Source organism: Shigella sonnei (genome assembly GCF_002950395.1).
Taxonomy (GTDB): Bacteria; Pseudomonadota; Gammaproteobacteria; order Enterobacterales; family Enterobacteriaceae; genus ECMA0423.
This window is the reverse complement of the sequence record NZ_CP026802.1, coordinates 3,380,008-3,399,043: the sequence shown is the minus strand read 5'-3', so window position 1 is coordinate 3,399,043 and position 19,036 is coordinate 3,380,008. Positions and strand designations below refer to the sequence as shown.

32 protein-coding genes and 1 pseudogene are annotated in these 19,036 nt (G+C 55.1%); 1 reads left to right on the top strand and 32 read right to left on the bottom strand.

The window, feature by feature from the left end; all coding sequences use genetic code 11:
• Window positions 1-4: 4 nt before the first annotated feature.
• From C1P89_RS17685 to C1P89_RS17580, 22 genes are all read right to left on the bottom strand, one after another.
• Window positions 5-1,480 (bottom strand): phage tail sheath subtilisin-like domain-containing protein, encoded by a 1,476-nt coding sequence (locus C1P89_RS17685; protein ID WP_000052048.1) that lies wholly within the window; start codon window positions 1,478-1,480, stop codon window positions 5-7.
• Entirely contained in the window at window positions 1,480-1,665 is a 186-nt protein-coding gene (locus C1P89_RS17680; RefSeq protein ID WP_000435846.1) for a DUF2635 domain-containing protein, read from the bottom strand. Before C1P89_RS17680 ends, C1P89_RS17685 begins: the two co-directional genes overlap by 1 nt.
• Complete coding sequence (locus C1P89_RS17675; RefSeq protein ID WP_000139653.1) at window positions 1,646-2,257, bottom strand: hypothetical protein; 612 nt, start codon at window positions 2,255-2,257, stop codon at window positions 1,646-1,648. The genes C1P89_RS17680 and C1P89_RS17675 overlap by 20 nt, the downstream gene beginning before the upstream one ends.
• Window positions 2,254-2,796 (bottom strand): phage virion morphogenesis protein, encoded by a 543-nt coding sequence (locus C1P89_RS17670; protein WP_000513059.1) that lies wholly within the window; start codon window positions 2,794-2,796, stop codon window positions 2,254-2,256. Before C1P89_RS17670 ends, C1P89_RS17675 begins: the two co-directional genes overlap by 4 nt.
• On the bottom strand, window positions 2,796-3,233 hold the full coding sequence (locus C1P89_RS17665) for a gp436 family protein (protein ID WP_000540585.1): 438 nt from the start codon (window positions 3,231-3,233) through the stop codon (window positions 2,796-2,798). Before C1P89_RS17665 ends, C1P89_RS17670 begins: the two co-directional genes overlap by 1 nt.
• Window positions 3,233-3,544: a hypothetical protein gene (locus tag C1P89_RS17660; RefSeq protein WP_001290362.1), complete on the bottom strand. Its 312-nt coding sequence runs from the start codon at window positions 3,542-3,544 to the stop codon at window positions 3,233-3,235. The genes C1P89_RS17665 and C1P89_RS17660 overlap by 1 nt, the downstream gene beginning before the upstream one ends.
• Window positions 3,545-3,615: 71 nt before the next feature.
• On the bottom strand, window positions 3,616-4,521 hold the full coding sequence (locus tag C1P89_RS17655; RefSeq protein WP_000084029.1) for a Mu-like prophage major head subunit gpT family protein: 906 nt from the start codon (window positions 4,519-4,521) through the stop codon (window positions 3,616-3,618).
• A gap of 7 nt (window positions 4,522-4,528) precedes the next feature.
• Window positions 4,529-5,485: a phage protease gene (locus tag C1P89_RS17650; protein WP_001182211.1), complete on the bottom strand. Its 957-nt coding sequence runs from the start codon at window positions 5,483-5,485 to the stop codon at window positions 4,529-4,531.
• A gap of 214 nt (window positions 5,486-5,699) precedes the next feature.
• Complete coding sequence (locus C1P89_RS17645; RefSeq protein ID WP_001209368.1) at window positions 5,700-6,464, bottom strand: phage head morphogenesis protein; 765 nt, start codon at window positions 6,462-6,464, stop codon at window positions 5,700-5,702.
• A complete protein-coding gene (locus tag C1P89_RS17640) occupies window positions 6,457-8,028 on the bottom strand; it encodes a DUF935 domain-containing protein (RefSeq protein WP_001049972.1) in 1,572 nt (523 codons plus the stop codon). Before C1P89_RS17640 ends, C1P89_RS17645 begins: the two co-directional genes overlap by 8 nt.
• A complete protein-coding gene (locus tag C1P89_RS17635; RefSeq protein ID WP_000192899.1) occupies window positions 8,025-9,560 on the bottom strand; it encodes a terminase large subunit domain-containing protein in 1,536 nt (511 codons plus the stop codon). The genes C1P89_RS17640 and C1P89_RS17635 overlap by 4 nt, the downstream gene beginning before the upstream one ends.
• Window positions 9,557-10,138, bottom strand: coding sequence for a DUF3486 family protein (locus tag C1P89_RS17630; protein ID WP_000426826.1), 582 nt, complete (start codon window positions 10,136-10,138; stop codon window positions 9,557-9,559). Before C1P89_RS17630 ends, C1P89_RS17635 begins: the two co-directional genes overlap by 4 nt.
• Before the next feature lie 137 nt (window positions 10,139-10,275).
• Window positions 10,276-10,575 carry a hypothetical protein gene (locus C1P89_RS17625; RefSeq protein ID WP_000101556.1) on the bottom strand — a complete coding sequence of 100 codons (300 nt, stop codon included), beginning with the start codon at window positions 10,573-10,575 and terminating at the stop codon, window positions 10,276-10,278.
• A gap of 2 nt (window positions 10,576-10,577) precedes the next feature.
• A complete protein-coding gene (locus C1P89_RS17620; RefSeq protein ID WP_005103431.1) occupies window positions 10,578-10,865 on the bottom strand; it encodes a VpaChn25_0724 family phage protein in 288 nt (95 codons plus the stop codon).
• 5 nt (window positions 10,866-10,870) lie between these two features.
• Entirely contained in the window at window positions 10,871-11,176 is a 306-nt protein-coding gene (locus tag C1P89_RS17615) for a DUF2730 family protein (RefSeq protein WP_000118275.1), read from the bottom strand.
• Window positions 11,161-11,388, bottom strand: coding sequence for a TraR/DksA C4-type zinc finger protein (locus tag C1P89_RS17610; protein WP_000129102.1), 228 nt, complete (start codon window positions 11,386-11,388; stop codon window positions 11,161-11,163). The genes C1P89_RS17615 and C1P89_RS17610 overlap by 16 nt, the downstream gene beginning before the upstream one ends.
• Window positions 11,385-11,993 carry a hypothetical protein gene (locus tag C1P89_RS17605; protein WP_000371430.1) on the bottom strand — a complete coding sequence of 203 codons (609 nt, stop codon included), beginning with the start codon at window positions 11,991-11,993 and terminating at the stop codon, window positions 11,385-11,387. The genes C1P89_RS17610 and C1P89_RS17605 overlap by 4 nt, the downstream gene beginning before the upstream one ends.
• On the bottom strand, window positions 11,981-12,391 hold the full coding sequence (locus C1P89_RS17600) for a hypothetical protein (protein WP_005144138.1): 411 nt from the start codon (window positions 12,389-12,391) through the stop codon (window positions 11,981-11,983). Before C1P89_RS17600 ends, C1P89_RS17605 begins: the two co-directional genes overlap by 13 nt.
• Complete coding sequence (locus C1P89_RS17595; RefSeq protein ID WP_000515806.1) at window positions 12,375-12,602, bottom strand: hypothetical protein; 228 nt, start codon at window positions 12,600-12,602, stop codon at window positions 12,375-12,377. Before C1P89_RS17595 ends, C1P89_RS17600 begins: the two co-directional genes overlap by 17 nt.
• A 1-nt stretch (window position 12,603) precedes the next feature.
• Complete coding sequence (locus C1P89_RS17590; protein WP_000431268.1) at window positions 12,604-13,191, bottom strand: glycoside hydrolase family 108 protein; 588 nt, start codon at window positions 13,189-13,191, stop codon at window positions 12,604-12,606.
• Window positions 13,192-13,276: 85 nt separating this feature from the next.
• The gene (locus C1P89_RS17585; protein WP_000812145.1) at window positions 13,277-13,726 is read right to left on the bottom strand and encodes a Mor transcription activator family protein; all 450 of its coding nucleotides are present in this window, start codon (window positions 13,724-13,726) and stop codon (window positions 13,277-13,279) included.
• Window positions 13,723-14,274 (bottom strand): gp16 family protein, encoded by a 552-nt coding sequence (locus C1P89_RS17580; RefSeq protein ID WP_001082356.1) that lies wholly within the window; start codon window positions 14,272-14,274, stop codon window positions 13,723-13,725. Before C1P89_RS17580 ends, C1P89_RS17585 begins: the two co-directional genes overlap by 4 nt.
• A gap of 73 nt (window positions 14,275-14,347) precedes the next feature.
• Here C1P89_RS17580 and C1P89_RS17575 point away from each other — a divergent pair, with 73 nt between their 5' ends.
• A complete protein-coding gene (locus C1P89_RS17575; RefSeq protein ID WP_072035588.1) occupies window positions 14,348-14,614 on the top strand; it encodes a hypothetical protein in 267 nt (88 codons plus the stop codon).
• On the opposite strand, the gene C1P89_RS17570 is transcribed toward C1P89_RS17575, so the two are convergent.
• From C1P89_RS17570 to C1P89_RS17525, 10 genes and pseudogenes are all read right to left on the bottom strand, one after another.
• Entirely contained in the window at window positions 14,553-14,867 is a 315-nt protein-coding gene (locus C1P89_RS17570; protein WP_004992519.1) for a hypothetical protein, read from the bottom strand. The two genes, C1P89_RS17575 and C1P89_RS17570, sit on opposite strands and share 62 nt — an antisense overlap.
• Window positions 14,860-15,043: pseudogene (locus C1P89_RS17565) on the bottom strand (hypothetical protein). The gene C1P89_RS17570 and the pseudogene C1P89_RS17565 overlap by 8 nt, the downstream one beginning before the upstream one ends.
• Window positions 15,036-15,575, bottom strand: a complete 540-nt coding sequence (locus C1P89_RS17560; protein WP_000564291.1) for a hypothetical protein — start codon at window positions 15,573-15,575, stop codon at window positions 15,036-15,038. Before C1P89_RS17560 ends, C1P89_RS17565 begins: the two are co-directional and overlap by 8 nt.
• 3 nt (window positions 15,576-15,578) lie before the next feature.
• A complete protein-coding gene (locus C1P89_RS17555; RefSeq protein ID WP_000649298.1) occupies window positions 15,579-16,127 on the bottom strand; it encodes a DUF5420 family protein in 549 nt (182 codons plus the stop codon).
• A 97-nt stretch (window positions 16,128-16,224) separates the two neighbouring features.
• Complete coding sequence (locus tag C1P89_RS17550; protein WP_001107937.1) at window positions 16,225-16,749, bottom strand: host-nuclease inhibitor Gam family protein; 525 nt, start codon at window positions 16,747-16,749, stop codon at window positions 16,225-16,227.
• An 18-nt stretch (window positions 16,750-16,767) separates the two neighbouring features.
• Window positions 16,768-17,055 carry a hypothetical protein gene (locus C1P89_RS17545; protein WP_005144153.1) on the bottom strand — a complete coding sequence of 96 codons (288 nt, stop codon included), beginning with the start codon at window positions 17,053-17,055 and terminating at the stop codon, window positions 16,768-16,770.
• A gap of 12 nt (window positions 17,056-17,067) precedes the next feature.
• Entirely contained in the window at window positions 17,068-17,487 is a 420-nt protein-coding gene (locus C1P89_RS17540; RefSeq protein WP_001101151.1) for a hypothetical protein, read from the bottom strand.
• Window positions 17,488-17,501: 14 nt separating this feature from the next.
• Window positions 17,502-17,765, bottom strand: coding sequence for a hypothetical protein (locus C1P89_RS17535; RefSeq protein WP_001151285.1), 264 nt, complete (start codon window positions 17,763-17,765; stop codon window positions 17,502-17,504).
• Window positions 17,766-17,797: 32 nt separating this feature from the next.
• On the bottom strand, window positions 17,798-18,025 hold the full coding sequence (locus tag C1P89_RS17530; RefSeq protein ID WP_000987799.1) for a hypothetical protein: 228 nt from the start codon (window positions 18,023-18,025) through the stop codon (window positions 17,798-17,800).
• A gap of 15 nt (window positions 18,026-18,040) precedes the next feature.
• Window positions 18,041-18,991 (bottom strand): AAA family ATPase, encoded by a 951-nt coding sequence (locus C1P89_RS17525; protein WP_000129604.1) that lies wholly within the window; start codon window positions 18,989-18,991, stop codon window positions 18,041-18,043.
• Window positions 18,992-19,036 lie beyond the last annotated feature (45 nt).

Below are 19,036 nucleotides of genomic sequence, written 5' to 3'. Positions count from 1 at the left end.
CCCCTTAAAGCTTGAACTGAATCAGGCCTGCCAGCACACGCAGCTGGTTCACCAGATTCGGGTGGCAGATAAAGTTCAGGCGGTTTTTATCACTGCTGTCACGTGTCACCTGAAGCGTGTCTTTGTAATCGCTGAAGTTCTCCACAAGGCCCGCCGGGAGAAGTTCGGTCTGGCAGATATCCAGCAGTTCTGCGGTGCACAGCTTCGGCGTCATCACCGGCTGCCCCGCATCCAGCGAGTCCAGCACGTCATCATCCGCCAGCTTGTGGCGCGGATAACGGTTCGTGAAACGGTTCTTGATGATGTAACGGATACGGCCCAGCGTGGCGGGTGACTGCACATCCAGGTACGACACATCCGCATCACCGTACTGGTTAACCCGGTACATGGTGATTTCGCGCTCGATGCAGACGTTATCCCCGGCGTCCACCATGTGCGTGGCAATGCCGTCATGCAGCAGCAGATTACGCTCCGGCATATCCCAGCGAACATTACGCGCAGGCGGCAGAATGCCGGTCAGGACCAGCGTCTGAAGCGGTCGCGCCGGGTCAATGGCAAGGTGATACGCTGCCGTTGCGCCGTATGACGCGGCCCACATCCACGCCGGGTGCGGTGACAGGTTGGTGCCGATACAGCTAATCAGCCAGTCATTGCGGGTTTCACCAAACGTGCCGGTTTCCCCGTGTGTGCCACGAAACGCCGTCCACAGCTGCGCTTCCATCATTTTGAGCGGCCCCCAGCGGTTCAGCAGTTCATCACGCAGGGTGTTCAGGCTTTTCGTGTCGGTGAACGGGGCGATGATATCGGTAAACCACTCCGGGCCGATGGCCGCAACGGCGTCTGCCATTTCCGGTGTCCCGGTGCCGCCGGTAAACGCGGTTGCGGTCACCTTCACACCTGCCGGGAAGGCTTCACCGGTGTGGTAGTTCAGGCGAACGTCGGCACCGTTGCCGGTGACGCCGTGCCAGTTCACGGTCAGCTCCACGGTATCCGTGGCATCATCCTTCACCGCAGCGGCCACCTGCGTGGCAGGCTTTTTCGTCACCGCATCAGCAATGGCTTTTGCAATGTTTTCCTTCGTATCCCCGGCGCTCACGCTCACCTGAACGGACACACCGTTAATCAGCAGTGCCACCGTTCCGGCTTCGGTCGCTGTACCCAGCACGGTCAGCGTGGCTTTTGCGGCAGCGCCTTCAGGAGCGGCAACCGGCATCGCCCAGGTTTCCGTGTACGTGTTGGCACGACGCAGCATTTTGAGCATTTCAGCCAGCATCGACCCTTTGCCATAAAGCTGGTCTGCCTGGCTGTCACTGGTGATGCGGGTCAGTGACAGGGCGTCTGCGCTGCCGGACGATACCGCATGGCCCATGACCAGAATTTTTCGGCTTTGCGCGGATGCACCCTCCAGCGCCTGTGAATTGTCGATATCGATCCAGACAAGCGGGACGCGGATATCATCAGGAATGGAACCCAGCGACATTATTTTTTCCCTCTGGTTTTGTTGTTATTTTTCGGAAGTGTGGTTATTTCCACATCTCCCTCGGCTTCACGGCGCAGCCAGTAAGCGCAGACGTTGAGACGTTCCCCTTCCGGGGATAAATGTGCGCCATCCGGTTTACGGACACGGACGTTTTCCCGCGCTGGCTTAATCAGTTTCTGTTCCATCGTCACCCCGTACATGGATCACGTCGTTAATTTCAGTGTGTTCGCCGCAGCGCAGCGTTGCCCCGAGGCGCAGGAAATCAGGGAGCGCGGCGAGATCAATCTCTTCATCCAGCCGGAATTCCTGCTCCCACGTCACCGCCCACATGGTGACACCCAGCCCGTCGAGGCTGACGGAGTAAATGTTGTCTGCCCGCACATCAGCGGCCATACGTTCAGCCCCCATGCCCCCGGTGGCATCCGACGACAGCAGGCGTTTGATCACCTTCCCGGCCAGCACTTCACAGCGCACGTCGCGGGAGTACCCCCACGAATCCGTCGCCATGATGTAAGCCACCCAGGTAACCAGACCGGACAGCCCGCCGCGCGGGTTGATATCCCGGACACGCAGGGCAGCTACCCGGATACAGCCGGTGCGACCGGACAGATAGCGTTTCACTTCATCCGTGCTGTTGAACTGGCCGATGTGACGCTCCACCACATCAGCCCGGTCGGGGGTGTCCCCCTGAAGGGCCGTCTGCAGCCAGGCCACAATGCGCTCTGCGGCCGCAACGGTGCTCCCCGGTGTGCGCAGTTCAGGGCGTTGTTCTGTCATGGCAGAACCTCCTTCCAGAAATGACTGATAACCTGTTGCAGCTCCTGCTGGCTGGCAGAAGACAGCCCCAGAAATTCACGTTGCGGAATGTTCATCATGCGGTGATGTGCACCGACGGTCTGCCAGACCGGATATTTCAGCGCCCGCCCGAAACACTGCGAGATAAGCCGTTTGTGGGCGCTGACCGGCACGCTGCCGGAAAAGCCGTCATTCATGATGCGGGCATAATCCAGCGGTGAACCGATACGCACCACGCGGTTTTCCACGATGTACTGGATACTCTCCAGCAGATGGCCTTCACCGCGCAGCAGACTCTGGTTGCCGTGGCGGGTCTTTTTGTACCCGTCAGACCAGTCCGGCCAGCGTTCGCCACCCGGACTGGTTTTCTCATCGATGATGCGGCGGCGGGTCTGTGATTCCACCACCGCACCGATGCTTTCCAGCAGCTCTGACTGCAATGAACCCTCTGCCAGCTTTTCAACGGCGCGGCGGATATCCTCCAGACGCTGGTCACCGCTGACCTGTACAGAAATCCCCATCACAGCACCCCTTTCAGGTTGTTACGGGTGAACAGCCGGGCATTGGCACCCACCACAATAATTTTCCCGTTGTCGGTTTCTGCCGGGGTGGCATACGTCGGCAGGCCCAGGTCACGGGTGCCGTTCGCCATTTCACGCAGGGTTTTAATGGCGTCGTCGTAGCGTTTCTGGATCAGCTCCGTGATTTGATTGTCACGCTCTGATAACCAGTAAAACGCCAGCGATACCGCCACGCGTTGCAGCGGGCGCGGGATTTCCGTCACCCCCAGCGGCAGCTGGTAGCGGCGGGACAGAAACGAATCAATTTCCGCTTCCGCATCACTGATGGCCTGACGGATTTTGTCTTCATCCAGCCCGTTGGTTTCCCGGTTAATCGCCATGTTCCAGACAAGATTGCCGTCCGCGCGTAACAGGTCTTCCTGCGTGATGTATCCCATCAGCCTTTCTCCGCTTCCCGGACAATCAGATTCGGCTCTGCCATCAGGCGGGTGGCAACCGCAGCGCTCACCGCCACATCCTCACCGATATGTGACCAGAAACGGCCACAGCGCCAGAACCCGTTTTCAGACACGGCCCTGACGTTCAGCCGGACAGGGGCGTCACCCTGTACAGCAACCGGGTCTTCAGCCGGACGTGGTTCATTCGCCTGACCGTCAGCCACAATAACGTCTGCCAGCGGTGCCGGGTTTTCCTGTGCAGCGCTGTTCTTTGCGGCTTTCGCGCCTTTGGTTTCTGCTTTTTCACTCATGACTCTGCCTTTTAAAAGGCAGTTAAAAGGGCATTCACAGCACCTTTTAACTGCGGTTTACGGATGACGGGTTATGCCGGGGTGGTGATGTACGGGCTGTCCACGATCTTCACATCCTTGTACCAGATGTTGGAATCGCCGCCGTTAACCAGCATGGCGTCAATAATGAGCTTCGCGTCCGCACGGTTTTTCGGCCCCACCACAAGGGTGGTCGGGCGGATGCCCAGCGGCTCACCGTTGGTGCCCTTCATGCCCCGCAGCAACTCATTGGCTTTTTTGTAGTTCTCCACCGTCAGTGCTGCATGGGAACCGACGGCGGTCTGCCAGAAGCCGAAGCCCGCATTACAGCGACCGTCCACGCCGTACAGGAACTCGTGGTTCTTGAAGGTGTGCTCGCTGTTCAGATCGTCCAGGGCTTCAAACTTAAAGGCGCGTCGCGTCTGCCAGATGATGGGTTTCAGCACCTGCGACTCATCAATCAGGAACCACGGTTCGCCCTTGTCTGATGCCGGGGTGCCGACAACGTTGCTGTACGTACCGTCACCCAGCGGGTGGTCTTCATCAAAGAAGTTCTGGCCGTCAAAGCACAGGGTGTTAAAACCGGCACACAACAGGGCGTAACACAGCTTGTCCGGGAACACAGCAGTCATACGGCCATAGCGTTCGGCGGTAATGCTGTATTGACCAATCTGGTCATCTTCAATGTGTTCACGCTTAACGCGAATGGAACTTTCCCAGAGTTTGTTGGTGATGGTGTAACCATAACCGTCCAGCGTTGCCAGCTGACGCTCACCGACCCATTCTTTGATGTCCGGTAAATCTTTCATCCAGCCGTAAGTGTTGGAGGCGGACGAACTCGGCACCTCAGAAGCAATACGATTCCACTGCGGTTCGACACCACTCAGTCCACGGGTAAAGGCGGCGCTCAGGCAGGTGGTCAGTGCATGAAGGATTTCAGAACTGATAGTCTGTGACATGTGTTACTTACTCCTGTTTCGGTTTAGCGGCGAGGAACTCTTCCCCGGTAATCCCCATGCTGCGACACATCGCCAGTTCGGCATCGGTCAGTGTCTGCGCGGGTTTATCCTTGCCCTGGCTGGGCTTGTCGTTGTTAACCAGCGGCTGTGCACCTTTGGTGTACTCCGCAAACTGTTTGCGGCCTTCTTCCGTGCGGCAGGTGGCAAGGAACATGTCACGGTTTGCCGGGGCGACTTTTCCGGCCCCGATGGCCGCATCCACAAGCGCCTCGGCTTCCTTCTCTTCCAGTTGCTGAAGGCGTTTTTCTGCGGTTTCGGCACGGTTCAGTGCCAGATTGTGGGTTTCCACCGGCACAAACTTCGTCAGGTCAGGTGTCTGTGCGCGGTTCAGCGCCACCTGTTCGTTCTCCTGAAGTTGTTTAATGGCGGCCACGGTATCGTCCACCGTGGCGGATTCAGCCAGTCCAAGCAGGCCGGTGATTTGCACAGGTACTGTCATCGGGTTTTTCTCCGTATTCAGTGCAGGAAAATCCAGGTTAGGTTTGTTGGTCAGCCCGACGCTGGACAGGCGCGTCACCGCACCGTCTGCGTCATGGAAAAACGCCGGGCTGTAATAGCGGTAGCGGCGCTCGCTCAGCATCCACCGGGCGGACTCACTCCAGACAACACGCCCTTCAATGGTGCCGCTGTCCGTCACCCGCAGTGCTTCCACCCAGCCATACGCCGGAGCCTCTTCACCCCGCGGGCCTTTAATTTCGGTGGCATGTTCAATGTCCACCGGAATGTTGATGTCGGACGAACGGGCAACCACCTCATGTGGATTGCGGTTCATCCACGTCCGGCCATCGCGCCCGGTGAACTCACCCGCAGGAACGAGTTCAAGCCATTCCGGCAGTTGAGCGGGTGTCAGCTCAGGGATGGGTTCTGGCAGGGAAAAACACAGCGCCAGCAGTTCCGGTTGCATGTCAGTCTCCGTCGTCTGGGGTTACCGACGGTCAGTATGCGGAAGGCAGAAAAAAAGCCGGATTTACCGGCTTCACTGAAAACGGGGAAATACCCCCTTCAAAACCCCTTCAAAAACGCCACAGACGCTTCAAAAAAGCCAGGGTGTACATTCATGCCATCAGAATAAAAAACGCGTTTCTGATGCGTTTCAGGGGTATTTACGGCGGGGTGGGTTATTCACTGTTAAAACGGGCCTGTCTGGCCGCCAGCTGGCGCGCCAGCTCCTGCTCACGGTTTATACCGGGATTGTAGTTCCAGCCCGGATCAATCCCTTCCGGCACATCTTCCTCTTCGCCCGTGCGTTTGTTCACCCAGCGGACAGTTCTGATTTCCGGCGCTTCGGTGTGAATGGTGCCCTGTGCCGCCAGTTGCGCATACTCACCACGGCTGACCTGACGGATGGTGCATTTGCAGCCCCAGCCGTTAGGGGCAAAATGCGTCTGCCAGAACGGATGATCTACCGGCAGACACAGACGCGCCCATTTCACATGCTCCACCCGGTGCTCACGGGATGGCCCCAGCTCGTACATCAGATACGGCATGGCCTGCTTTGTCCGCTGAATGCGTTCCCACTGGCCCGCCGCGCGGGCGGTGCGCATGTTGGTATCAAAAATCGTGCGGAGGCGGCGGTCGCTGCCCAGTTGCACGGTGCGGGTTTCACCCGTCAGCGGATCATCCATCTCCTGTACGCCCCACCATCCGCGTTTTATCAGCAACGGTTGCAGCATCTCCCGGAACTCGCTGAACGTCTGCCCGCTTTGCAGGGCGTCTTCCACAAGGGCTTTCACATCCGACAACAAATCCAGTTGCAGCATTCTGGCCACGGGGAAGCTGTACCGGTACTCTTCCCGCCACACATCCCGGTAATCAAAACCGGGACGCAGCTTCTTCGCCTTCAGCCACGCCAGCGCCTCTTTCGGGATGAGGGTTTCACGCATGAGCAGTGTCTCCCAGCGCACGCGCCTTAAAGCACACCTCCGCCAGTTGCAGGGCAAAGTCGTCCGCGTTCAGCGTTTCCTGAAGCTCAGGCAGGCGTTTCAGAAAGTCATCAAAACTGTCGCACTCCTGCGCCAGTGTCAGCACCGGGTTCGTGAACGCCTCGCCGGTTTTCTGCCAGTCACGCAGGGCATCATCCACCATCTGTGCCAGTTCGTCGGGGTGTTCCCTGTTCAGGGCGACGCGCTCGCGGTTCATCGCCATATCACCCGGCATCCCGGCGGAAACCGGATGCAGAACATCAGCCCCTTCGTCTGGCTCAGTCAGGCCGAACCGGTCCCGCAGCTCCGATTCCTGAACCCGCATCCCCCGGTCAATCAGCGGCACCAGAGCATCCGTCAGCGCCTTCAGATCTTCGGCTTCACTGATACGCAGAACAACACGGGGGTAGTGCGCCTGTGGCCCGTAGTTGGCCTCGATGTAGGGCCGCACCAGATATTCATTCAGCGTGTTAGCCAGCTGTCGCGCGTCCCAGCGCACAATGTCCATGCGCACCTGATTGTGCACGTCCGCCTGTGAACGCGAACTGCCGTTATCCGTGGTCATGGTCTGCCCCAGCACAGCCTTACTGATTTGCGCATCGCACCATTCCGCCATTTCACGGAACAGTGCGCCGCCGTTATTCCGGCTGGCGGTTTCCTGCATCTCCAGTTGCATGGACTGCGGAATGGCACACCCGGCATCCGAGGCAATGGAGGCAATCGCATCAATCAGCACGCGGATTTGCTCCTCCGTGGCGTTGGGACCGTATTTCCCCACCGTAACCGGAATGCCGAATTTTTCCGCAAATGCCCACCAGTCGCGCACGGTAAATGATTTCAGCATGTACATCACAGCCACCAGACGGGCCAGACCGTTACGCAGCGGCAGACCGGATTTCAGACGCGGCTGGTGAACAATGAATTTTCCCGGTGTCAGCGGTACGCCATCCACCGGTTCATCGTCCGTCAGCAGGCGGAACTGGCGCAGTGTGGGCTTTTCGGCTTTCAGAAAACGGGGATCAACCCACTCATAATCACGGGGCATCCAGTGGTTGTTGCGGGTGTCCCACAGGATTTCACAGACCGCCACGCCTTTTCCCAGCCCGTCGAGCAAATCAAACATCAGTTCGGGGATTTGCGGGGCTTCCATCAGCGCACGGATGGCGTCCGCCAGCTGCACGTCGGCATCGTCATCACTGGCGGCCACCACCACCGGTTCGATACCTGCCACTGTCAGCTTGCGGGTGCGCAGCACCGAGGCGTAATGCAAATCACGTTCTTCCATCTCTTCGGCAAGGATAAAAAAATCACGCGTGATGCCGTCGGCGGCATTGCGCAGAATGCCTGCCAGCCTGCCGGGGTTCAGCCCGGAGGCGACGCTGATACCCGGCGAGGCCGGACGCACACCGGCATGACGCGGACGGGCCTGTGCTTCGTTGAGCGCCTCTTTTTTCAGCGTGTCTTCCTCACCGGTTGCCGGATTCAGCAGACGGCGAACGGCCCCGGCCAGTTGTTTCAGGTTCACAGTAAACCTCCCTCATTTTTCAGGCCGCGTGTCAGCTTCATCTGGCGGCGCGCGTTGCCTTCTTCCGGTTTCGCCGGGCGGTTCAGGCGGTGCAGCTCGTAACGGTGGCAGTCATCCTTGCTGGCAAGGAAGCCCAGGAAAATGGCCACAGCGGCGTCGCCGTGACGCTTGCGGCCATCACTGCCTTTAGTACGGGCATCGTCAATGCCGGGAACACCACGCAGTAACTGAATGGCCCCGAGGTCATTGATCACGTCTTCATGCTTCGGAAGGATCAGCTCATCATCTTCAAACGCTGCACGGAAACGGGGCATGTTTTCGCGGTAGAACGCCACGGACAGCATCACCTGTTCCACCTCATCGCCGTACCGCTCCGCCGCCTGTTCTGCCAGATACTGACCATTCCCCCGCGCATCCATTTTGATACCGTCACGACGGGGCAGACGATCGCAAAGCCAGAACAGCACCTGCTCCTGCTGTTTAAACGGCACATTGGCAAGCTCAACCAGGAACGGCACCTCGCGGGTGGTGTCGTCGTTCACCGTTACCGGGGCCAGCACGGTCAGGTCACCCGAACGCGCAAAGTCTTCCCCCAGACAGTGGCGCAGGCTCTGCGGGAGTTTTTCCAGTTCAGGGCGCACCACCGTTTCCAGCCATTCCCGGATATCTGCCCGGCGCTGGCTTTCCGTCAGTGCGTTAAACTCCGGCGTGCCGGTAAAGCGCAACACTTTTCCGGTGCCACGGGCCGCACGTTCACGCAGTGAGCGGGGGATATACGTGCCGCCGCCGTTTTTCGGGACGCAGTAATACTCCTCCAGCGCATCTTCGCGGGTGGCGGTATTTCGCAGCAGGCCTTCTTTCCATTCCGCCTCGGCTTCCGGTGACCACACCATGCCGCGCACCTGACAGATACGCCGGTACAGACCGTCATTGCAGGCGTCATCCAGCGTGATGGTGTGAATACGGTAATCTTTTTTGCCTGCGCGGCTTTCCTGAATCAGCTGGTTAAACGGGTTGTCCACGCCGTCATGGGTGGAGATAAGGCGAACCTTACCGCCCCACGTGGTCAGTGGTGTGACCGCCTTGAGTACCTCATCCAGCTTTTCATGAAACGCCGCTTCGTCGATGGTGACATTCCCCTGCATCCCGCGAATGTTGCCCGGATTACTGGACAGCGCCTTGACCTTAAATCCGCTGGCGAAGTACACGACGAACGTCAGAATGTCCTTGTCTTCGTCGGTGATCACTTCCTCGCGGATTTCTTCCGCGGCTGCATTAAACGCTTTCGCCCACATCGCCACGGCGTCGATAAATTCGCGGGCCATCTCCTTATTCGAACCGATGTAAAAGTGATCGCGCCCGCCGTTTTCCTTCTTCAGTGATGCGGTCAGTGCCGCATCTGCCGCTTCTGCCCAGGTTAAACCGGTACGGCGGGATTTTTCGGCGATTTTCAGTTTTGAATCATCCGCCACCCAACGTTTCTGATACGGCAGCAGAACATCGGATTCACTGAATGCGTTCATCTGTGTCATACACTAATCCCCAGAATTTCACGTTTGATGGTGTCAGCCGCACCGCCTGACAGACCGCCCGCTCTGACCAGCTCTTCGGTTTTCTCTGCCATTTCCTGCGCAAACGCATCGCGGATTGCTTTTTCGCGTTTATGGCTGGTCATGGCTGCCGCTTCCAGACGCTGGGCAACCAGCGCCAGTTGCCCCAGCGCCTTCGGTGCAACAGGTTTGTCATCTTCTGCCATCGACATGGACGTTTCAAAGGCCAGCGTTTTTACAAACTCCATCAGCAGCTTGCCGACGTCTGACGTCGGCGCGGAACCCAGCTTTGCCGCCCAGACTTCGGCCATTTCGCGGGAGGCGCGGATTTTTGCCCCGACTTTTTCCATGCGGATGGCATAGCGGTTTAAGCCCGTCCGGCTTAACTGCATCTCCCCCGGCAGGTTGTGTTCGTCAATCAGGGCATTGATGGCTTCGCGGATTTCTTCCTGCGTGTGCCGCTTTTCCCGCAGCATCTGATGCAACTGCTCCCGGATGCTGTCCGGGAGTAAATCCACTTTGGAAAGACGGCCACGGGTGGGGCGTTGTTCATTTTCCATGTGTGCCCTCCTGTTGCTCACTACGCTGTGAACTTTCGTATGCAGATTTCAGTGCGCCGCTCTGGATTTCCCGCCATGTCAGGTTGTGCGCCAGACGGCGGAGCTCATCACGGGACGCTTTACTTATCGGATTCTTTTTACGGTTCACGACGGCCCCCGTCTTCAGTTCCCGGTGTTTTCAGACCGGCGTATATTTCTTCACGAACGGACTGAATATCCTTACTTAACAGCTTCCACAGCCGCGCACATGCCGGTGATGACCGCAGGGCGCGTTTCATGGGGGTATCCGGTGCATCCGGGTTCCAGGGCTTTCCTGTATGTTTTTCGTATGCACGGACAATGGCGTTTTGCTCAATGTCTGCCAGCACAAGGCAGTACGCCAGCTGCCGCACGACGGCCCGTTCTCCACGACTTAACGGCTTCAGTTTTCGGGCCATGTTCAGTCCCTCGCACGGGGTTTTTTAACGCCCGGCACACCGGACAGGCCGTTTGCCACATCCTCGCCGCTGCCGGTGATTTCAGCCACGTAACAGCCGCCCACATCAGACAGACGAACCAGCCCCTGCTCGCGCAGCCATGCAAGCTGGGTGCGCACCACATCACGGGATACCTTATGACCGTAGGCCTGAAGGCAGGTCTGCAACACGGATTCATTCGCGCTGTCGCCACAGTCCAGCAGGGAACGCAGCAACACCAGACGACGGTCTTCAGTGAGGATCTCTTTCATCGCCATTAATTTTTTTCCTTTAATTCGTTCTCTAATAACAAATCGCTGATGCGGGATACCTGGCGGATGGATGGCCCCAGCTCTTTGATTTCACCCCGCAGGTTGCTGATATCCAGTTGCAGGCGGTGAAATTCATTGCGGTCGGGTAGCTGATTCACCAGGCCTTCCATCACCGACACGCGGGAACGCAGCGAATCAAACTCTTCGCGTTTGACGTAAGTCTTCGCCAGAATCAGCTGAATCAGGTTTATTGCTGTCATCAACAGCGCCCATAAAACAGGCCAGTTGGCCCGGATCACTTCCCAGGACACGTCTTCCTCCTGTGTTCCCGCGCCTGCTGGCAGTCAATACAGGTCACCACATCCGGCAGCACCGCAAGGCGCTGTGCCGGAATAACGTTCCCGCAGTCATTGCAGAAGCCCCGACTGTGGGGTGCTTCTTTTATCCGCATCAGCCAGGCGTTAACGACGTCCTGACGTTCGTTTAAAACCACTTCACTGATGCGGTCGGTTTCATCGGTCATTTCGGCCCCGCTGATATTTTGTGACAGCTCGATTTGCTGTAACGGGCAAAGCCGTCAAGGGTTCTTACCCCGAGATAGCCCAGCGCCGGGGTAAACAACATCAGCGTGATATCCCAGTCCGGTGACGGCATATGCAGCGTGATACCGTTCGCACCGGCAACCGCACCGGCAATCTGGCCACAGGAGAGCAACAGCACATAGGCCAGACTGCTGTAACAGGACAGACGGGCCAGCAACGGGCGCGTCTGGCGCACATAGCTGTCCGTGGCGTTGTCACCGTTGCGGATGGTTTCCTGTTGTTCGTGGTGAGCGGCCTGCTGGTCAGCCAGCACCAGCTTCTGCCGCTCCACCTCCAGCTGTTGCAGCTGGACTTTCAGGGTTTCCAGCTGCACCAGTTGCTCCGGTGACAGCATCACCAGTTTTTGTTCCAGAATGCGTTGCTGTTCAGCCACCGGCAGGCTTTCCCGGACGCTTTCCACCATACCGGCCACCGAGTCAGCGGCGGCAGATGTGCTGCCACCAAACCAGCGCCCGACGGAACGAATCAGCCCCGGCCCGGCTTTCAGCAGAACGGAGGCGATGCCTGAAAGGGTTAACGGGTCCATGAATCCCCCTTATGAAAACGGCGCTGATGTTTATAAAGTGCCGCACAAAAGATACCGCCCAGCCAGAACGCCAGCTGATAAGGCTCCTTCAGATAAAGAAGGCCGAATGTCAGCATGAAAAAACCAACGGCCCAGACCACCCATGACCACACGACAATTCGAAGGGAGGCGGCCCGGAAACGCCTTTTGGGTTGCAGGCGATAAGGTACGTTGCCCAGCTGGAAACTGTGAATCAGGCAGAGTGTCGCGCCGTATGCCAGCACCATGACCGCAAACGCCTGCCATCCGGCAAAACAGCTCGCCAGAAAAAGGACTGCCGACAGCCCCAGAAACGACCACTGGCACAACATAAAGCGGGAGTAAATAACGCGAACAAAAAGACTATTCATTCTGTGCATTGAGTTTTTCCTTGTACTTCTGGCACTGCCAGAAAATGTCCCGTGTATCCACGGTGTTCCAGCCACGCATGTAGTGGCTGGCGTGTGTGCCGTCATGACCGGTATAGTCCAGCGGTTTCGGGGGCGGACCTCCGGCCATACGATGTAAAACCTCCTGACGCAGGCGGTCACGCCGCCCGGCTCTTAGCGAGGCATCCCAGCCTTTGCCCATATCATCCCCGCGTGACGGACGACACGTTGTCGATAATTTCCAGACAGGCGTCGGTCACTTTCTCCATGCGGTTAAACCAGCCGTTCAGGTATTTGCCCTGGGCAGGTTTGGATTTGATGATGTCGGCATAAAAGCGGGAACGACGGACAATGCAGCGGGTCAGCAACCAGTCCGGGGTGGACAGGCTCACTGCCTTACGGGTACGCGGACCGATGATGCCGTCAGCATCCACATCAGCGGCTTCCTGCAAAATCCTGATAGCTTTTTTAACGCCATGCTGAACCGCCGCATCGAACACAAACATCGCCACGCCATCAGGCCACTGGTCACATCCGGCAGGCAGCCAGTAATCGCGCCAGTAAATCTGCGCGACCTGTTCGCGGGTTAAATCCCTGATGCGGGTATCCGGTTTACCGTCGCCGCTGACATCGGTTTTGCCGTCAATCACACCGTCGCGGCGGTCAGAAATGCCGTATCTGGTTTCGCCGCCACGGTCAGTGGGGTCATTGACATAGACGCCTTCGATATCGGGACGCAGAATAAAATTCAGCGCATACTCAAAGGCCGGGGAGAATTTTTGATTTTCCATAAAAGCACCTGTGAAGCAGATTTAAACGTGGTCTGCTTCATGGTGCCGGAGGCATAAAAAAAGCCGGATTTACCGGCTTCATTGATTAAGGACGTCGTGGCGGACGACGAACGGGGTGAGGCAGGTTCGGGGAGTGGTAAAACAAATCCGGCTGGTATTTATTACACTCCAGACGCCGCATCCGCTTGATGGCCTTGTAGACGGTTTTATACGTCACCCCGTAACGCTGAACCAGTTCAGGAATATTATGGCCGTTAAAATCACGCCAGATACGCATATCCCGGACAAGATTCTCCAGAATATTCCCCCTCGGAACATAAACCTGCATCCCGCCGATATAGCGACAAATCGCCACAACCAGCTCAAGGGAATGGGCAGGGTCTGCGCCAATCCGGGCCAGCTCTTTACGCAGCAGTGCGTTCAGTTCAGAAAGTAACGCCGGATAAGCCGTGTTTTCCTGGTAATCGTTAAGGTATTCCAGAACGCTGTCGTCCCGGAAGTCTTCGAATAAATCCTGCTCTTTCATCTGTTTCATACAGCAATTCTCCCGCTGTTTCGTGCGCGGGCATATGCACTGGTCAGTGCATCATAGCCGCGCAGCTTCCGCCCGGTTTCGCTCACAGGTAAAGGCACACCATGTCGGGCAAAGGCTTCCCGGATGCAGCGCATATGCCACTGTTTGAGCGTTTCGAGCACAACATGCAACGATTCCCCGTGACACCAGGCCAGCGTGGAAACACCCTGACCGCCATTACGTCTGGCCGTCAGGCGTTCAACGTATTTGTCCAGCGCAGCGTCGCTGATATCGGAGACGAAACCATCAAGGAACATCTGCTGCCAGATTTTATAAATCTTCTCGCGCGGTGTGACATGCCCCTTAAAGCGACGGCGGGGATGTTTTTTCTGCTTCTTAAAACCGCGCTCTTTCATGGCATCGAGCACACGTTCCAGTTGTGCAACGGACAGCTCGCGGCAACTGGTTTTGCCCGTGTGCTGCACCAGAAAGGCGCGGTAAGTGTCATCGTCGAGTTGTAGATCACGACGGGCGACATGAATTAATTTAATCAGGGATGTGCGATTCATTATCGTACCTCCAGAAAAGGGGGCGGTGCGGCAACACCGCCAGAATCCACTCACTAAACAGAGGAAACTTTTTATGAAAAACAGTGAACAGCCTTATGATGTTGCAGGGTATGTCATTGCCTCAAGGTTGCTGATACTCCTTGTCAGAAAGGGGCTAATTACCGCAGAAGAAGGCAAAACGATCCTCGAAGCCGCAGCAAGCGGAGCGGCAGAGGCTCCGGCATTGAGAACAACGAATAATCCCATCCTGCAAATATCACAGCTAATCACTGATACCATCAGTTTGTTAGACCAAGATTCTGATGAATATCAAAAGCCTCAGCCATCTGAGCATCCGTAAGAATATCTTTATTTGATAGTCCCAGCCTGCGACGAATGTATTCCTCGCGGGCTGCTTCATTTTGTAGCGCCACGGCAGCTTCCACCTGGTTCATTTCACGGTTGATAATGCTCCGGACTTCTCTGGCGGTGAGGTCATGCTCAATACCATATTTAACAATATCATGCATACGTTCCAGCATCCTTAAATTAGCCATGACGTCATCAATATTAACTGGTGTGAATTTCATTTCTTTATTCTCTGGTTTATTCATTTCGTAATACCTCTTCGCAATAAAAGATTTCATTGGGATAACGTTTTTGTATGCGCTCCATCACCTGCATACATGTCTGCTCTGTGGGCCAGATTTTTTTCCGTTACCGGAATGGCATCGCAGGCATCATTTCCGCAGGTGCCAACCAGCAGGACAAAGCCAGTTGACTTAATCATGCTCGCTGATTTCCTGTGTTTCCGCCGGAACCGGTGAATAATCAAGAATGAGATAGCGCAGGACGTGGTCGGTGATATTCCAGCCACTGGAGCCACAAATAAAACGACCCAGCCGGATATCGATATAAGCCATCACAAAATGGGGCATTCCCTGTTTACACATCTCGTCATCCACTTCAGCAACGATGTAAACCGACTCGCAGGTCAGTACGCCTGTCGCAAATTCTTTTGCCAGTGCCGGAATGGCATTGCCTTCCAGCCAGGGCAAAGAGCGGCGGAACGTGCACCATTGCGCACCATCAACATCGGGGTGCTCCGTTGAATTTCGCCCGGCAGGCGGCTCTGCCCGGGAGCGCGGAACGTCGTAAAAGCCGTTCAGTTCAGTCAGCACTCCGGCATCAACCGCATCACGCAGGAAATACACCATTGCAGAGACCGGCATCCTCATTTTGTCCGCCAGAACACCACAGGTCAGACGTCCGTAAGCCCGTAATAATGTGCTGACACCGTTCAGAACTTTTGCATCAATCACCGGTTATTCCTCCGTCAGTGCCACAAATTCAGAATGTTTAATGCGCTGGCATTCGGCAGGAACCGGTCCCTTAACCTCACCATCCAGCAGGCACACCTCAAACAAAATGCCGAATCCGTCACGGCTGTGGTGCATCGTCCAGACTGATTTGAGATCAAACATGTTGGGTACAACATCAACCCCGAGTTCATTACACAACCAGACCGGGAATGTGGGATATTTCCGGAGTTGCTCTTCATGTTCCTGAATAAGCGTCGCATTGTTTCGGCCTTCCGGTGTTGTTATATCCGGTACAACGCCATAAAACTGAAATCCACCAATAAACAGTCCGTCTGATTTACCACGCCATAATTCCGGCGCTAATTGATTCATCCAGATACATTCAACCCGTTCATACCCTCTGTTACTGACAAGGGAAACACCGTCTGCGCCAAACGCACGCTGCAATGAGCAGATGATTTTGTCACGCTTAACAGAAACATCTTTCAGCCAGCGAATCGTATAACCGTTAGCGGCTGCGTCACTCAGTTTAAAATAAGCATATGCTTTCATATTCATTTCCTCTGGTCCTGATTCAGGCGCGAGCAATCCCCTGACGCATCGCGCCATAATTAAAAGAAAGTGAATTAATTAAATATTCGTCGTGGTATTAAATACCGGCTTCCTGTTCAAACGGAATAATAGAAAAATCTTCAATGCCTGATTTAACTGTAATTCCGGCGACACCTGCGACTGCTTTCGGCTCCAGTAAAATCGCTTCCTTGTTGATTTCCTGTTTCGTGCGAATAAAGCGTTGAAGGCCAAGACGCTCCAGTGTTTCCATCACTGCATCCACACCGCGAATACTTACTGATGGTGGGCGCTGACGCCATGACACATCACCGGTTACCAGGTTTGCCGTCTTCACCTTGCCGCCGTTCGTCAGTTCGTCACGGTTCGCTTCACACCATCCCTGAACGCCTTTTGAAAGGGTTTCGATACTGGTTTTAAGCGGTGCAATCTGTGAGGCGTATTTCTCCGTAATCTCAGCGATAGCGTCATTCATTTCCGTTTCAAGTCGTGCTGCTTCGCGTTGCAGGTCCCCAATCCGGCGGATATCACATACCACGGCATCGCGGGATTGCGGAACATAAGCCGCTGCGGCGTTCCTGATTCGTTTTGCGGGTTTAGCCATAAATAAAGCTCCTGTTAATTAATATTCACTGTATACAATGCCGGATACAGCACGATTGCTTAATTCCATCTTTTGGGCTATCACATGAATAGCCAGCCCTTCTTTATAAAGTTCACGGCATAAATATTTGTCGTGCTCACTGACCTGGTATGCACACAACGATATTCCGTGCCTTCTGGCATGTGCCTGTAGGGCGGTTGGGGCAACTTTCAGTTTTTTCGCCATTTCCTCGACGGTCATTTTTCCGACACTGGCTTCGATAAATTCCCGGTCTTCGCGTGACCAGCGTTTACGATTACACGTCATTCCGGTCACCACTCAGTACAACAGAGGCTCGCGCAGTGATGCCGGAATATGCCGCAGCGATAACTGAACCGCTTTCAGGGCAAGCGAGGAATAACAGCAGCGCGCCCAGCCTTTTGCCATTAACCGGTAATCGCGCCAGATACGCTGCCACATTTCACGGGCTTTCGGGTCTGACGCGCAGATGTATTCGCGGTCCATGACGTATTCCCATAAATCCACATTGAAGGCATTGCCAAACGTAATGGCGCGGAATACCGCCTCTCCGCAATAACGCGCACAAATGCTGTAATGGTCAAATGCAATCAGGTAAGTCTTTTCGCCATAACCATCAACTTTCCGGGCGCAAATAAACTCGCGTAATTCACCACCGTTATTATTACGCTCTTTAATCCGGATTAATGCCAGGATTTCATTTCGGATTTTGACGTTCATTGTCAGCGTTCCTTTCAGTGGCATGTTTTTTCAACAGCCATTTCAGTGACACGGCCACCGGTAATGACACCATCGTTTTTCAAAATCTCGATAGCTTCATGGGCTGACTCATTAATTATTTTCTGGCTTTTATTAAGCACCAGTAACGCCACCATGCCAGCAAGTGTACCCTCATCACCGTCCAGTTCCGCACTACCGTCCACCGCAATGCTGGTGCGCAAATTCCGTCCTTTAATTCCAGATACTGTATTTTTAATTTCAATAATTACTTTTGCCATTTTGTTATTCCTCACAAATAAATAAGCCGTTATTAACGCCAGATAATCTGGCAGCCATTAAGGCGGGCCGTCCATACTGAACGGGCAACCCCTGATTTATGCTCCATAATCCTGACAGCGTTTCTGACCAGCTCCGGTGGTGGGCAGGTGATTTCAAGTACCGGACGCGCCACGCCGAGATATGATTCATTTACGTGACTCCCGTGCGCCTGTAACCAGTTCTGCGCATCCGTTGCCATTTTTATATTTCGTGACATCATGGTTTATGTCCTTTACTACCAGTTCAGTAACCTGGGGTTGCTGTAAGCCTCCTTAAAAGCCGCTTTAATGTGACTTTTATTCAGGGATGTGCCTGCACCTTTTGCCGCCAGCCACGCATGATTCAGTGTGTGAGTTAATACACGCAATCCCCCGGGCTTTTCGGCTACCCTCATCAGCAGGTCCAGCTCATCTTCCTGTGTTACTCCCCATGCTTTGGCTACAGCCATCACATCGGTCTTTTTTACTTTGCGCAGTTGTTTTGTCATGGCAAAACGGCTGAACAGACGGGCCAGTTCATCAGTCCCACGACGGGTGGCATCCGCCATCTGTTTCGGGTTGCCAATTAAAACCATCCCCACGCCAGTGGCATCCTGAATGGCGCGTAATTGCTCCAGACCATCCACACTTAAGTGATCAGCTTCATCAATAATCAGAAGGGGGTTAACACGGCCACTGGTTTCTTTACCACCACCCAGTTTTCTGCGAATGGCGCGGGTTATATTCCCCTTATTTCTTCCCGGATTATTAATTTCCAGCGCATATGCTATTTCAAGGAGGCATTCCGTTACGCTCGAATGTGCCGGAGCAAGAGTCACCATCCAGGCATTAGCTGTCCTGCGACAATATTCCCGGGCAGCAAAGGTTTTTCCGACACCCGGTACGCCAACAACGACACTGATAATCCCGAGTGAGCGCACTGTTTTAAACAGCTCATGCAAATCACAAAATGTCTGGGTCTTCACAACACCAGGGGTACCTGACAAGTTCTGTCCCTTCTGCCAGACCTGATACCATTTCTGTAATTTGTCATGCATACCTTCGACATTACCGTTGTACTCTCCTTTACGCAGAGCCGAGAGTGTTGCCGGAGACATTCCGGCTTCATCAGCAATATCTTCCTGAGACTTGTCGCCCTCGTTAATCAAAGCGTTAATAGTGTTGAAAACATCATCAATATCAGTCATAGTATTTCCTCGGTTATTTCAAATCAGCTTTGTTTCCTTTATTTA